This window comes from Ruegeria sp. CDSA141, from assembly GCF_059612005.1.
This window is the reverse complement of record NZ_JBXWPT010000002.1, coordinates 25,829-38,885: the sequence shown is the minus strand read 5'-3', so window position 1 is coordinate 38,885 and position 13,057 is coordinate 25,829. Positions and strand designations below refer to the sequence as shown.

The following is a 13,057-nucleotide window of genomic DNA, read 5'->3' as shown; positions in this document are numbered from 1 at the left end:
TCCTCGTTCGGACATGTCTAGCCGTGTCAGGGGGCGGCGATCAAGTACAGCATTGAAAACCGCCCGACTGCGCCCTAAACCCAAGCCATGGTCAAACCTTCGTTTAGTCATGTCACCCAATGGGTGTTCGATCTGGATAACACCCTGTATCCGCCGCAGATGCGGCTGTTCGATCAGATCGAAGTTCTGATGACGGACTATGTGGTGCAAGCCATCGGTGTGGAACGGGCCGAGGCCGACAGGCTACGCGCGCATTACTGGCGCGAATACGGGACAACGCTGGCCGGATTGATGGCCGAACATGATCTGGACCCCGACCCTTATCTGCACGCGGTACATCAGGTTGACATGAGCCACATGGACCCGGATGCGGAACTGGCCGATCATATACGCGCCCTTCCAGGTCGGCGGATCGTCTACACCAACGGCAGCGCGCCCTACGCGGAACGTGTATTGGAAGCACGCGGCCTGACAGGCTTGTTCGACGCGATATATGGTGTCGAACACGCAGGGTATCGACCAAAGCCCGAAAAAGCTGCGTTCGAAGCGATCTTTGAAAAGGACGGCCTTCAGGCCGAAATGGCGGCGATGTTCGAAGACGACCCTCGCAATCTTGCGGCCCCGCACGAGATGGGAATGCGTACGGTTCATGTTTCTCCTGACCGGCATGAAGCCGATCACATCCACCACCACACGGACGATCTGACCGCGTTTTTGGCCCGCCTGCGATAGCCTGTCACAGTGCGACGATCTGCACGTTCCGCACCTGCATCTGCGTCCCTATATGCGCAGCAGCGACGAACAGATGGAGACCCCGATGAGCGCGATCGAGATGCCCGGACGCCTGCCGATTTGGCAACGTCTTTTCTTTGCAATTCCGGTTATGGGGTGGCTGGCGCGCGACGCGGCTAACGCTAAGCCAGAAGATCTGTACTATACTGTCGCTGCCATTTTCAGCATGTGGGGCTGTTCCATAATGCTGTTCGGCCTTCCCGGTCTCTACATCCCCGCCCTTATGATGGTGCCGGTGATGTTTCTGATCCTCGTCCTGATTTCGCGCGGCTGAAATACGGGACAGGATGTCACTTGGCACTCGGGGCAGATCCGAATTAGGTTCTGCCCGGAATGATGAGAGGCGCCATGACCGACAGCTGTGACATCCTGATTTCCGGTGGTGGGATCGCCGGTCTGACCGCTGCGGCGGTATTCGGAACGGCAGGATTTGAAGTGATCTGCGTTGATCCGAGCCCTCCGATCACCGAGCGGGATGTGGACGGGTCAGACCTGCGCACCACAGCTTTTTTGCAGCCTGCGCGCGGCCTGCTGGAACAATGCGGTCTGTGGGCAAGGCTGGATGCTCACGCGGCTCCGCTGCAAATCATGCGGATCGTTGACGCGGGCGGCGACGTGCCCGAGCCGCGCGTTGTCCGCGACTTCAACGCAGCCGACATTTCTGAACACCCTTTCGGTTGGAACTTGCCCAACTGGTTGCTGCGCCGAGAAATGGTGGCGCGACTGGCTGAATTGCCCAATGTCGATTTCCGCCCCGGCACCGGAACCACCAGCTTGTTCACCCGAACCGCCGAGGCCCGCGTGGGCCTGAGCGATGGAAACCGCGTCCGGTGTAAACTGGTGCTTGCCGCCGATGGTCGCAACTCACCTATGCGCGAAGCCGCCGGGATCAAAGTTCACACGACACGATATGGGCAGAAGGCGCTGGCCTTTGCGGTGACACACCCAATTCCACACGAGAATGTCTCGACCGAGATTCACAGATCCGGGGGACCGTTCACGATGGTGCCTCTGCCTGACTGGAAAGGGCAGCCCTCGTCCGCCATTGTCTGGATGGAACGCGGACCGAAGGCCGTTGAACTACTGAACCTTGAGCCCGAGGCATTCGAAGCCGCTATGACCGCTCGTTCTTGCGGTTTGTTCGGCCCGCTGAATTTGGCCTCCCGCAGAACGATCTGGCCGATCATCAGCCAATCCGCAGAACGGCTGGCGGGGGAACGCATTGCCCTGATGGCTGAGGCCGCGCATGTGGTGCCACCCATCGGAGCACAGGGATTGAACATGTCGCTGGGCGATCTGCGTTGCCTGCTGGATTTGGCGCAGGCCCGGCCCGAAGGTCTGGGAGACGCACAGATGCTGGACGCCTATCACAAAGCCCGTCACACCGAGGTCGAGATGCGCGTCAAGGGCATTGATCTGCTGAACCGCGCCTCGATGATCGAGGCACGTCCGCTGCGGGATGCACGGGCGATGGGTCTGAGCGCGCTTTATTCTCTGCCAAGCGTGCGCAAGACGTTGATGCAGATGGGCCTTGGCGTTCGCTAAGGCCCGGTCCGCTTACAGAACCTGATCCAGCACCCGCTTCAAACGCGCGATGGTGCCGTCCACGTCGTACAGCTTGTCGAGCCCGAACAGGCCCAACCGAAAAGTGCTGAACCCTTCGGGCTCATCGCATTGCAACGGGACACCAGCGGCAATCTGCATACCCAGTGCCGCAAATTTCCTGCCGTTCTGAATTTCGGGATCCGAGGTGTAGCTGACCACAACTCCGGGCGCGCCGAAACCGTCGGCGGCAACCGAAACAACGCCCTTGTCCTTCAGCATCGACCGCACACCGTCGCCCAACGCCCACTGCGCCGCACCCAGTTTTTTGAACCCATAATCTCGAGTCTCTGCCATGGTGTCGCGGAAAGCCAGCAAAGCATCGGTCGGCATCGTGGCGTGATAGGCGTGACCGCCGTTTTCATAGGCTTGCATGATCTGCCGCCATTTCTTCAGATCAATGGCGAAACTGTCAGAACTGGTCTGCTCCAGCCGTGCCTCGCCCCGTTCAGACAGCATGACCAGACCGGCACATGGCGACGCGCTCCACCCCTTCTGAGGCGCAGAGATCAGAACATCGACACCGGTGGTTTTCATGTCCACCCAGGCGCAACCCGACGCAATGCAATCCAACACCATCAATGCACCCACCTCGTGCGCCGCGCTTGCCAGCGCGGTCACATAATCATCCGGCAGAATGACCCCCGCCGAGGTTTCGACATGCGGAGCAAAAACAACACCGGGCTTTTGTTCGCGAATCGCGGCGACGACCTCTTCGATCGGAGCAGGCGCAAAAGGCGATGGGCTGGCATTGCCAGTCTCCCGCGCTTTCATGACCGTGGTCGAGTTTGTCAGGGAACCGCTCTCAATGATCTGGCTCCACCGGTACGAGAACCATCCGTTGCGAACCACCAGCACATCCGCGCCGCGCGCAAACTGTCGGGCGACCGCTTCCATGGCATAGGTTCCACCGCCCGGAATAACTGCGACGCCTTCCGCGTTGTACACGTCTTTCAGCATGTCCGAAATGTCGCGCATCACCTGCTGAAACTTCTGCGACATATGGTTCAGCGAGCGGTCGGTAAACACGACCGAGAATTCTTCAAGCCCGTTCGGGTCAACGGTATCCAACAAGGCAGGCATGAGGCGTCCTTTCCAAAGCGTTTTCGAAGTTTTGTCCCCTTTGCCCGTGCGGGTAAAGCCCATTCGCGACAAAAGTTTGACCCCATGTAAAGTAGCGGAAACAGTAACTCTTTTCCGCCTACCCCCCTGAAAACACGAGAAATGACGCCAAGTAGTGTCACTTCCCCTTTACACTTCTGCTTGATTCTGAACAGATGCCCACACTTTATACTTGAAGGGACATATTTACCCGTGACAATACAAAAGCGGATCAGCTTCCAGTTCGTTCGAGACGAAGTAAAACGACGCATTGAAAGCCGTGTCTGGCCACAAGGATCGCTTTTGCCGACAGAGACTCAGCTGGCTGAGGAATTCAATTGCGCCCGGGCCACTGTGAACAGAGCCATGAGGGAACTGGCCGATCAGGGCTTTGTCGAGCGCAAACGCAAGAGCGGAACACGTGTCAAGAAAGAGCCCAGCAAACACGCCAAACTCGAATTTTCACTGGCGCGGCAAGTGGTCGAAAGCCAGAATGCAACCTATCGCTACGCGCTTGTTGAACGGAACGTAGTCACCAGCCCCGGATGGCTTTCTTCACAAATCAACGTGGCACCGGATGTGCGCGTTCTGCATATTGTCTGCATGCATTATGCAAACAATCGGCCTTTTCAGATGGAAGAACGGTGGATCAACATTGAGGCTGTTCCAGATGTAGAGGACGCGGACCTGATCGAACAGGGGCCACATGAGTGGCTGTTGACGGCTGCGCCCTTTACCGACGCCGAGGTTGCTTTCTGCGCCATTTCTGCGGATGCGCGGTTGGCAGAATTCATGGGCACCACGGCAGGGACATCCATGATTCAGATGGAACGCACAACGTGGAAAGAAGACAAACCACTCACCTTTGCGCGCATGACACACCATCCGGGTTATTGTATTCGTACCAAATACTGAGCGTATTCAACCGATCGGCCCAGGTAGGCGTTCTTCGCTAAGCAGCACGTTTGCCTCGACATCGCCCGCGCCCGGCAATGTCATGATCCGGCGCCGCAATACACGCTCGAAATCGGCCAAGTCTCGGGCCACGACACGCAGTCGATAGTCATACAGTCCAAGCACATGCTCGACTGTCTGCACCTCGGGAACGGCACTGACGGCGCGCTCAAAATCTTCAAGGCTGATCTGGCCTTTTCGCCCGAGTTTGATACCCAGAAAGACGGTAACACCAAACCCAAGCGCCTCGGCATTCAGGCGCAGCCGTCGGCCCTTGATTACCCCGGTTTCTTCCAGCCTGCGGATACGACGCCACGTGGCGGGTTGAGATAACCCGAACCTGCGCCCCAACGCTCCGGCACTTTGCGTCGCGTCCTGTTGCAGTGCGCGAAGAAGACCGCGATCGATCTCATCCAGCTCAATCATACCGGCAGTACCTCGTCCCGCTTGACCCTCGCGATATGCATCAGGGCCTCGATATCGGCGATATGAGGCAGGGTCAGAATCCGGTCGCGATAGAGCTGCTGATAGTGCTTCATATCTCTTGCAATGACGGAAAGACGAACGTCGACACGACCCAGAAAGGTCTGGATCTCGATTACCTCTGCCACATCACGCGCCGCCTGCGTGAAATCGTCGAACGCACGGGCTTGAGTCTTGTCAAGCGTGATCCGAAGCGAGACCTCGACTGCATATCCCATCGCGGCCCAGTCTATCACGGCCTCCTGCCCTTCGATGATCCCTGCGGCCCGCATCTTTTCGATCCGCCGCCAGCAGACACCCGCGCTGATCCGGCAAAGATCGGCCAGTTCCGCTGTTGTCAGGCTCGGGTCTGCTTGAAAGTGGCGCAGAATGCGTCGATCAATATCATCAAGCATGATTTTTTTGTTTTCTCCTGTTATCGCGAATTATTCTTCATCTTTTTTGCAAATACTCAAGCCCAACCCTATCGCCATTGCGTGAACAGGCAGATACAACCGCCGCAACCTAACCAGAAAGGACCGGCGAAATGCGCGTCTATTACGATCGCGATTGCGACATCAACCTGATCAAAGACAAGAAAGTGGCCATCCTCGGCTATGGCTCGCAAGGTCACGCTCACGCGCTGAACCTGCGCGACTCCGGTGCAAAGAACCTGGTCGTCGCCCTGCGCGAAGGATCGCCTTCGGCCAAAAAAGCCGAAGCCGAAGGTTTGCAAGTCATGGGCATCGCCGAAGCGGCGGCCTGGTGCGACGTCATCATGTTCACCATGCCCGACGAGCTACAGGCCGAGACCTACAAAAAATACGTCCACGACAACATCAAGCCCGGTGCGGCCATCGCGTTTGCGCACGGCCTGAATGTTCACTTCGGCCTGATCGAGCCGAAAGAAGGAGTCGACGTCATCATGATGGCCCCCAAGGGCCCCGGCCATACAGTGCGCGGCGAATACACCAAGGGCGGCGGCGTTCCCTGCCTGGTCGCGGTTCACAACGACGCAACCGGCAAGGCGCTGGAAATCGGCTTATCCTACTGCTCGGCCATTGGTGGCGGCCGCTCGGGCATCATCGAAACCAACTTCCGTGAAGAGTGTGAGACCGACCTGTTCGGCGAACAGGCTGTTCTGTGCGGCGGTCTGGTCGAACTGATCCGTTGCGGGTTTGAGACTTTGGTCGAAGCCGGTTACGCCCCTGAAATGGCCTATTTCGAGTGTCTGCACGAAGTGAAACTGATCGTCGATCTGATCTACGAAGGCGGCATCGCCAACATGGATTATTCGATCTCGAACACCGCAGAGTACGGCCAGTACGTCACCGGGCCGCGTATCCTGAAATACGACGAAACCAAAGCGCGTATGAAAGAGGTCCTGAACGACATCCAGCAGGGTAAATTCGTTCGTGACTTCATGCTGGAAAACGCCGTTGGCCAGCCGACCATCAAAGCGGCGCGCCGTGCCAATGACGAGCATCAGATCGAAGAAACCGGCGCCAAGCTGCGCGGCATGATGCCGTGGATCTCGGCCGGCAAAATGGTCGACAAAGAAAAGAACTAAGCCTGACCTTAGTCAGCATCAGGGCGGCCACAGCGGTCGCCCTTTTTCGTTTGCACAAAAAAGTGGCGCGGCACATAAACGCCCGATCAGACTAATCTATTTCGCGAACTTGCGCTGCCCGACAGGACAAACCAATGGTGCAACAGCCGACAAAACAGGACTGGAGCGGCGTCTTTACGCTGGGCCTGATCTGGGGCGCAACGTTCATGGTCGTTGCGATGGCGCTGGAAGGCTATGGGCCGATCACGGTCGCCACGTCCAGAACCACCCTGGGTGCCGTAACGCTTCTGTTGCTGATGTGGGTAACCGGGCGCAAAATGCCTGTTCTGACGCCTGCCCTTGGGAGTTCGATACTTCTGATTGGTGTTCTATCCACAGCCGTACCCTTCATGCTGCTCAGCTGGGGGCAACAATTCGTACCATCCGCCTTTGCTGGGTTGTCCATGGCCGCCATTCCACTGATGGTATTGCCGCTTGCGCATTTCTTTTCTGACGAGCCGCTTAATCTACGTCGCCTGCTGGGCGTGTGTCTGGGCTTCTTGGGAGCTTTGGTATTGATCGGCCCCGGTCTGGCACAGCTTGGCCAGGGAGCGGAACCTCTGGCCCAATTGGCCTGTATCACCGCCGCATTGTGCTATGCGTCTTCGTCGATTTTGACCCGTCGCTGTCCGCCTGTCGACCCGTTGGCGCTTGCTGCGCTGACCCTGCTGGTTGGGGCTGCGTTGTTGGTGCCAATCATGCTGATGACCGAAGGCTTGCCCAGATGGCAAGGCACGCGCCCCACACTTGCTCTGATCGTGCTGGGCTTGGTGCCGACGGCATTCGCCAACCTGCTGCGCGTGTCCATTACCCGCAGCGCAGGTTCTGTGTTTCTGACACTGGTGAACTATCAGGTGCCCATCTGGTCAATGGTATTCGGCGCGTGGGTTCTGTCCGAGGCCCTGCCCCTGCGCTTTTTCATCGCCCTTGCGTTGATCCTGACAGGCATGGCCATCAGTCAATGGTTCAGCCTGCGCAAGGTTCTGTTCGGGCACTAGCTTGTGGCGGCCTCGACCTCGGCGACGATGCTGTCAACGACTTGTGTCAGCAACCCATCGTCTTCGCATTCAGCCATCACGCGGATCAACGGTTCGGTCCCGGATTTGCGAATCAACAACCGGCCCTGCCCATTCAACCGTGCCTCGGCATCGGCAATGGCCGCCTGTACACTTTGCACCTCCAACGGGGTTTGATCGCTGGAATAACGTACATTCTTCAGCAACTGCGGCACGGTTTCGAACTGTTTGGACAGATCCGACGCCTTGCGCCCCGACAGAACCATTTCCGCCAGGAAATGCAGGCCTGCCATCAAGCCGTCACCGGTGGTGGCATAATCGCTCATCACGATATGGCCGGACTGTTCTCCGCCAAGGTTGAACCCACCTTCACGCATCCGTTCGACCACGTAGCGATCGCCGACAGCCGTTCGCTCCAGACGCAAACCCTGCGCTGTCAGGTGGCGTTCCAGACCCAGGTTGGACATGACAGTCGCGACCAGGGCATCGCCCTTCAACTGGCCCGATTTCTTCCACGCCGTCGCCAGCAAAGCCATAAGCTGATCGCCGTCAGCCACCTGACCGGTTTCATCGACCACAACCACCCTGTCCGCGTCGCCATCCAGACAAATGCCCACGTCGGCACCATGCGCGACAACGGTTTCAGCGGCCAGATGTGGCTTGGTCGATCCGCAGTTGAGGTTGATGTTCTTGCCGTTGGGCGCAATTCCCACGGGAATCACATCTGCACCCAGCTCCCATAGAACTTCCGGCGCGGTGCGGTGGGCTGCGCCGTTTGCACAATCGATCACCACTTTCAAACCATCCAGGCTCACGTTCCGCGGCAACGACGATTTCACACGCTCGCCATAGCGAAAACGTGCATCGTCAACCCGGCGCGCCCGACCGATATTCTGCGCCTGGGCTGGCCTGACACCATCGTCGATCAGCCTTTCGATTTCGACCTCGGCCTGATCGGACAGTTTATAGCCGTCCGGGCCAAAGAACTTGATCCCGTTGTCTTCGGCAGGGTTATGGCTGGCCGAGATCATGACGCCCAAATCGGCTCGCATGGACCGGGTCATGAGACCAACGGCGGGGGTCGGAACGGGTCCCAGCAGCAACACATTCATTCCTGTGGACGTCAGTCCGGCCGTCAGCGCGTTTTCCAACATATAGCCGGACAGACGTGTATCCTTACCGATGACAACCCGGTGCACACCTGTCGCGTCGCGTCGAAAGTACCGCCCGACCGCTGCCCCGATGCGCAGCGCCATCTCTGCCGTCATCGGATGCGTGTTGGCGGTGCCCCGCACCCCGTCGGTTCCGAACAGCTTGCGCATAAGTGTCACTCCGTGATTTGTCGTGCGACCGGATTACCGGACAGCAGCCCATAGGCGCAAGGCCTGAGAGGTCTCGGCCACGTCATGAACGCGAATGATCTGCACGCCCTGAGACAATCCTGCCAGAGCCACTGCAATTGATCCCGGTGCGCGGGCAGTCTTGCGAGGTTCATTTCCGATGGACCCAATGAAGCCCTTGCGCGACACGCCCAGTAGGATCGGGCAGCCCAACCCGTGGAACAGGCTGAGATTGCGCAGAAGGGTCAAATTGTGATCCTCTGTCTTCCCAAACCCGATCCCGGGATCCACGACGATCAGATCGCGGCTCAGGCCCAAGCCTTCCAGCATCGCAATCTGGCTTTCGAGAAAGTCGTAAACATCCAGCAGAACATTGTCGTATTGTGGATCGTCCTGCATCGTCGCCGGATCACCTTGCATGTGCATGACACAGACAGGCGCACCTTGCGTGACACAGAACGGTGCCAATTCCGGATCGAAGGTGAAGCCCGAGACATCGTTGACCAACCCCGCCCCGGCGTCACAGGCGGCCTTGGCGACGTCGGCCTTGCGTGTATCGATGGAAATCAAAGCGCCTGTTTCTGACCGGATCGCTTCGATCAACGGGCGGGTTCGTGCAATCTCTTCCTCCACCGGAACAAAATCAGCACCCGGGCGGGTGGATTCTCCACCGATATCCAGAATTGTTGCCCCATGCGCCACCATCTCGACTGCAGCCGCACGGGCCGCGTTCGCCGAGCTGTGAACACCGCCATCCGAGAAACTGTCCGGCGTGGCATTCAGAATCCCCATGATATGAGGCACGTGCATGTCGAGACCTGCGACGTCAGCCCGCGGTTGGCTCAAACGGCAAAGGTGATCCGACGGAACGTCCGAGGCCGCGACGATTTCGGGTTCGGACCCGCGCCGCAGGGCCTCGACATGGGTGAACCAGAGCGGTTGGCCGGCCAGCGGCACAGCGTCTGTGGGACGAGTCGCTCCATGCTGGACCAGTGGTCTGAAATAGGCGCTCACAGCTGGGCCTGATCCACCGCAACAGCGCGCAATGGCGTTTTGGGTTCCGTCGGCAAAGCGCCGCCGATCACCATCATTTCGCTCGCCTCAAAGGTCGCGGCAAACCATGCAGCCAACGCTACGGCATCCGACGGGGCAGCCGACGGGCCGTCAACGGCGTCCAATACGATCTTGGATGGCGCCCAAACGCAGATTTGGCCGTTCTTCATCGCCCAATCCAATTCGGTCCGCGTCGAGACCACCACACAGCGATGATCTCGTGCCGCCAGAACCCACGCATTCTGTTCGATGGCCAATAGGTCAATCCGGCGCTGCGTCATCGCATGTCCCGTTTGTGGAGCGGCCAGTTCCGACGCCCCGACACACAGGATCAGTGGACGCCGACGGTTCTCCAACTGATCAATCCAACCCGTCAGATTATCCGAGGCAATGGCGTCATTCGACAGGAACACAAGGCGGGGGTGCGGGCGTTCTTCTTCGGCCACTTCGTGGTGGACCGAGTCTTTTCCGCGCACGATCTCAACCCCCAATGCGCCCGGACCCCGATCCAGTTTTTCGATGCGAACAAAGACTCTTACAGCCTGAGGCTCAAGCAGTATGCGTTCCGCAACACGCTCTGCCAATGTCTCAAGCAGATTCAGGCGCTCGGCCGCCAGCTCATAGGCGATGGATTCCGTTACCCTGTCATAAGACAGGATGCGATCCACATCATCATCAATCGGGTCTGTCAGAGGCCGGACTTCGACCACGATGTTGAAACAGATCCGCTGGGTTGTTCCCCGCTCGGCCTGGAAGGCACCGATTTCGACTTCGACAATATGGTCGCGCAACGAGATACGATCCAACGGCCCCCGGGGGGACGTCGCCTCGGACCGTTCGGACGGGTGTGCGAATGCCAGACGGATTTCAGAGCTCATGGGTCAGGCCTTTTCGGGCTCGTTTCAAAGTTCGCCTACTATAGGCGTTGCGAGGGCCTATAGCATTCAAACAAGCGCCATTCCAACCGCCGAATGCGTCGTCAGAAGACCCGAAACCAGCTCATCATCCCGGACGCGGCGTGCCCCAGCATATGGCAATGCAGCAACCAGTTCCCCGGATTGTCCGCGATCAATGCGATTTGGCGAGCCTGTCCTCGCCCGACCAGAATAGTGTCGCGCCAGGGACCAAGAGAACCATCACCAAGGATCAGTCGGAAGTGATGTCCGTGCAGATGCATCGCATGCGGAAAGGCGGATTCATTCACAAACTCAATCCTGTGCAAACTACCGACAGCAGCATCCAGAAACGGCTCTTCGGGGCGCTCGGCGTAACCATTCAGCGCCCAGAACTTGCCCAACTGCGCCAACTCGCGGCCCGACAATTCAGCTTCGCCCAGCCGGGCACTTTCCAGCCAGCGCATTGCACCACCTTGCAGACGCATCTGGTGCGTTTGTGCTTCTTGAAGATTTCCGATCTCAGGCAAGGGATTAGACAGCAATGCTGACACACCCTGCCTGTGCGCCTTCGCAGCACTACCACTGACTTCGAACCGCGCCAGACCAAAGGATCCATCCCTTTCGACACTGACCAAGCTTGCCGTATCTCCTTCGGCGGTGACATCGACAATCAGATCCGCGCGCTGCGCCGGCGCCAGCGGGAAAGAGCTGGATAGTTCTAGTGGCTTTTCCAAAGGCATTCCATCCAACGCGACGATCCACCCCACAAGACCATCCAGATCCAGATCCAGGATCCGGGCATTGGACGCGTTGACCAGTCGCAGTCGCAGCCGCTCGTTTCTTCGCACCGCATACACAGGATCGAATGATCCGTTGACGGTAAGGATGTTCCCAAGCCGACCTGCATGGCTCAGATCATGGCCATTGTCGAAATCATCCATTATCTGTGCGGTCTCAGGGTTCAACCGCCAATCATCCAACATCAGCACCAGATCCTGATCGACATCCGGTGCCGTGGCCTCTGCAACGATCAGCGGCCCGTAAAGCCCGCGGGCCACCTGTTCCATCGACCGGTTATGCGCGTGGTACCAATAGGTGCCCGCGTCGGGAACGACGAAGTCATAGTCAAAAGAACTGCCCGGTACGACGGCATCCTGAGTCAAACCGGGCACACCGTCCATGGCGTTGTCTATGCGGATCCCGTGCCAGTGGACCGATGTTGCTTGCGGAAGGTCATTCACCAGTTTGCGCTGAACGCGTGCGCCCTGATCGACCCTTATGGCCGTTCCGGGGACTGTGTCACCGTAACTCCAGACTGTTGTGTCAGGAAACCCTTGAGGTGCAACGCGTTGGCGGGTCACATGCGCCTTGAGCGGCGGATAACCGGCCCGGGCCGCGACCGGCAGAATTGTGGCTGCGACGGCTGTTTTAAGAATGTGTCGTCGGGTGAAAAGCATTACGGGCCTCCTGAGCCCGTAATATAGACTGCAACCCGCATCGCGCCATCAAGCTTCCAGCGCGGGTGCGTCAATCAGTTGCTCGCTGTCCGATAGTTGTGGCGGTAGAAAATATGCACACCAATCCGCGCAGTCTGCTTATAGACACGCGACCAAGATGGACGGACCGCCGTCGTGTGGTAGTGCGTCGCCCCTTCGGTCAGCTCTTTGCCAACACCATCAATAGCTGCACGAGCGACTTTGGATACGCGCTCATAGGCCTTCTTCTCATGAATGACTTCTTTGCGGCCGTCGCAAGTGTACGTGAACTGGCACTGGTATTTCTTACCGGTCCCCTGGCGGATTACACCGCACAATGAACTCGGAAAGCGGCTGCTCTTGACCCGGTTCAGAATAACCTCGGCCACTGCAAACTGACCGCGCACGCTTTCGCCACGGGCTTCGAAGTACAACGCCTCGGACAGGCACTTCCAGTTTTCGTCACCGGTCGCCTTGGGCCGTTGGTCAAGCCAGTCCTTGGAGTATGTTATTTCAACAGGTTTAGCCGCCTTACGGGGCTGGAACAGTTTGAAATAGTCACGAAAGCTTTGCGCCGGCAATTCGCTGCGGGCGACAAGTTCTTTCTTTGCAGTATCAATCGCTTCCCTCTCGGCGAAGGACGCACTCGGCAGCACGGTTGCCGCCATTGTGGCAACAGCCATTATGTAACGTAGCATCAGATAACCTCGCACAGGCACTTCACGCGCCATACCCTCCCCCGGCGGGCGCGACGAGG

Annotated in this window: 14 protein-coding genes; 6 read left to right on the top strand and 8 right to left on the bottom strand. The window is 58.3% G+C overall.

From position 1 onward, the window contains the following. The first annotated feature begins 87 nt into the window (after positions 1-87). From AC2FLP_RS04140 to AC2FLP_RS04130, 3 genes are all read left to right on the top strand, one after another. A complete protein-coding gene (locus AC2FLP_RS04140; RefSeq protein ID WP_299896145.1) occupies positions 88-732 on the top strand; it encodes a pyrimidine 5'-nucleotidase in 645 nt (214 codons plus the stop codon). Positions 733-817: 85 nt separating this feature from the next. Beyond that, the gene (locus AC2FLP_RS04135) at positions 818-1,066 is read left to right on the top strand and encodes a hypothetical protein (protein ID WP_117869322.1); all 249 of its coding nucleotides are present in this window, start codon (positions 818-820) and stop codon (positions 1,064-1,066) included. Between the two features lie 74 nt (positions 1,067-1,140). Beyond that, positions 1,141-2,337 carry a UbiH/UbiF family hydroxylase gene (locus AC2FLP_RS04130; RefSeq protein ID WP_117869323.1) on the top strand — a complete coding sequence of 399 codons (1,197 nt, stop codon included), beginning with the start codon at positions 1,141-1,143 and terminating at the stop codon, positions 2,335-2,337. A 12-nt stretch (positions 2,338-2,349) separates the two neighbouring features. Here AC2FLP_RS04130 and AC2FLP_RS04125 read toward each other — a convergent pair whose 3' ends face one another. Further along, the gene (locus tag AC2FLP_RS04125; RefSeq protein WP_299896142.1) at positions 2,350-3,477 is read right to left on the bottom strand and encodes an aminotransferase class V-fold PLP-dependent enzyme; all 1,128 of its coding nucleotides are present in this window, start codon (positions 3,475-3,477) and stop codon (positions 2,350-2,352) included. 231 nt (positions 3,478-3,708) lie between these two features. Here AC2FLP_RS04125 and hutC point away from each other — a divergent pair, with 231 nt between their 5' ends. Next, positions 3,709-4,410 carry a histidine utilization transcriptional repressor HutC gene (gene hutC / locus AC2FLP_RS04120; protein ID WP_254683811.1) on the top strand — a complete coding sequence of 234 codons (702 nt, stop codon included), beginning with the start codon at positions 3,709-3,711 and terminating at the stop codon, positions 4,408-4,410. Between the two features lie 6 nt (positions 4,411-4,416). Here the strand turns inward: hutC and AC2FLP_RS04115 are convergent, their stop codons facing one another. Together AC2FLP_RS04115 and AC2FLP_RS04110 are read right to left on the bottom strand one after the other, a co-directional pair. Then, the gene (locus tag AC2FLP_RS04115) at positions 4,417-4,875 is read right to left on the bottom strand and encodes an Lrp/AsnC family transcriptional regulator (RefSeq protein WP_117869325.1); all 459 of its coding nucleotides are present in this window, start codon (positions 4,873-4,875) and stop codon (positions 4,417-4,419) included. Continuing rightward, positions 4,872-5,327, bottom strand: a complete 456-nt coding sequence (locus tag AC2FLP_RS04110; RefSeq protein ID WP_496681701.1) for an Lrp/AsnC family transcriptional regulator — start codon at positions 5,325-5,327, stop codon at positions 4,872-4,874. Before AC2FLP_RS04110 ends, AC2FLP_RS04115 begins: the two co-directional genes overlap by 4 nt. Positions 5,328-5,458: 131 nt before the next feature. Between AC2FLP_RS04110 and ilvC the strand changes: the two genes are divergently transcribed. Further along, positions 5,459-6,481, top strand: coding sequence for a ketol-acid reductoisomerase (ilvC, locus tag AC2FLP_RS04105; RefSeq protein ID WP_117869327.1), 1,023 nt, complete (start codon positions 5,459-5,461; stop codon positions 6,479-6,481). Positions 6,482-6,615: 134 nt separating this feature from the next. Further along, entirely contained in the window at positions 6,616-7,518 is a 903-nt protein-coding gene (locus AC2FLP_RS04100) for a DMT family transporter (protein ID WP_496681698.1), read from the top strand. Here AC2FLP_RS04100 and glmM read toward each other — a convergent pair. From glmM to AC2FLP_RS04075, 5 genes are all read right to left on the bottom strand, one after another. Beyond that, a complete protein-coding gene (gene glmM / locus AC2FLP_RS04095; protein WP_117869329.1) occupies positions 7,515-8,858 on the bottom strand; it encodes a phosphoglucosamine mutase in 1,344 nt (447 codons plus the stop codon). The two genes, AC2FLP_RS04100 and glmM, sit on opposite strands and share 4 nt — an antisense overlap. Positions 8,859-8,891: 33 nt before the next feature. Beyond that, positions 8,892-9,890, bottom strand: a complete 999-nt coding sequence (gene folP, locus AC2FLP_RS04090; RefSeq protein WP_496681694.1) for a dihydropteroate synthase — start codon at positions 9,888-9,890, stop codon at positions 8,892-8,894. Further along, positions 9,887-10,807: a dihydroneopterin aldolase gene (locus AC2FLP_RS04085; RefSeq protein ID WP_299638497.1), complete on the bottom strand. Its 921-nt coding sequence runs from the start codon at positions 10,805-10,807 to the stop codon at positions 9,887-9,889. Before AC2FLP_RS04085 ends, folP begins: the two co-directional genes overlap by 4 nt. A 101-nt stretch (positions 10,808-10,908) precedes the next feature. Further along, complete coding sequence (locus tag AC2FLP_RS04080) at positions 10,909-12,282, bottom strand: multicopper oxidase family protein (RefSeq protein WP_496681691.1); 1,374 nt, start codon at positions 12,280-12,282, stop codon at positions 10,909-10,911. 74 nt (positions 12,283-12,356) lie between these two features. Further along, on the bottom strand, positions 12,357-13,031 hold the full coding sequence (locus AC2FLP_RS04075) for a cell wall hydrolase (RefSeq protein ID WP_299896120.1): 675 nt from the start codon (positions 13,029-13,031) through the stop codon (positions 12,357-12,359). Positions 13,032-13,057 lie beyond the last annotated feature (26 nt).

Excerpts from the sequence above, each read along its gene's own strand:
- AC2FLP_RS04085 (WP_299638497.1), bottom strand. The coding sequence starts at position 10,807 with ATGAGCTCTGAAATCCGTCTGGCATTCGCACACCCGTCCGAACGGTCC.
- AC2FLP_RS04140 (WP_299896145.1), top strand. The coding sequence starts at position 88 with ATGGTCAAACCTTCGTTTAGTCATGTCACCCAATGGGTGTTCGATCTG.
- ilvC (WP_117869327.1), top strand. The coding sequence starts at position 5,459 with ATGCGCGTCTATTACGATCGCGATTGCGACATCAACCTGATCAAAGAC.
- glmM (WP_117869329.1), bottom strand. The coding sequence starts at position 8,858 with ATGCGCAAGCTGTTCGGAACCGACGGGGTGCGGGGCACCGCCAACACG.
- AC2FLP_RS04115 (WP_117869325.1), bottom strand. The coding sequence starts at position 4,875 with ATGATTGAGCTGGATGAGATCGATCGCGGTCTTCTTCGCGCACTGCAA.
- AC2FLP_RS04100 (WP_496681698.1), top strand. The coding sequence starts at position 6,616 with ATGGTGCAACAGCCGACAAAACAGGACTGGAGCGGCGTCTTTACGCTG.
- AC2FLP_RS04130 (WP_117869323.1), top strand. The coding sequence starts at position 1,141 with ATGACCGACAGCTGTGACATCCTGATTTCCGGTGGTGGGATCGCCGGT.
- AC2FLP_RS04110 (WP_496681701.1), bottom strand. The coding sequence starts at position 5,327 with ATGCTTGATGATATTGATCGACGCATTCTGCGCCACTTTCAAGCAGAC.
- AC2FLP_RS04135 (WP_117869322.1), top strand. The coding sequence starts at position 818 with ATGAGCGCGATCGAGATGCCCGGACGCCTGCCGATTTGGCAACGTCTT.
- AC2FLP_RS04075 (WP_299896120.1), bottom strand. The coding sequence starts at position 13,031 with ATGGCGCGTGAAGTGCCTGTGCGAGGTTATCTGATGCTACGTTACATA.
- AC2FLP_RS04080 (WP_496681691.1), bottom strand. The coding sequence starts at position 12,282 with ATGCTTTTCACCCGACGACACATTCTTAAAACAGCCGTCGCAGCCACA.
- AC2FLP_RS04125 (WP_299896142.1), bottom strand. The coding sequence starts at position 3,477 with ATGCCTGCCTTGTTGGATACCGTTGACCCGAACGGGCTTGAAGAATTC.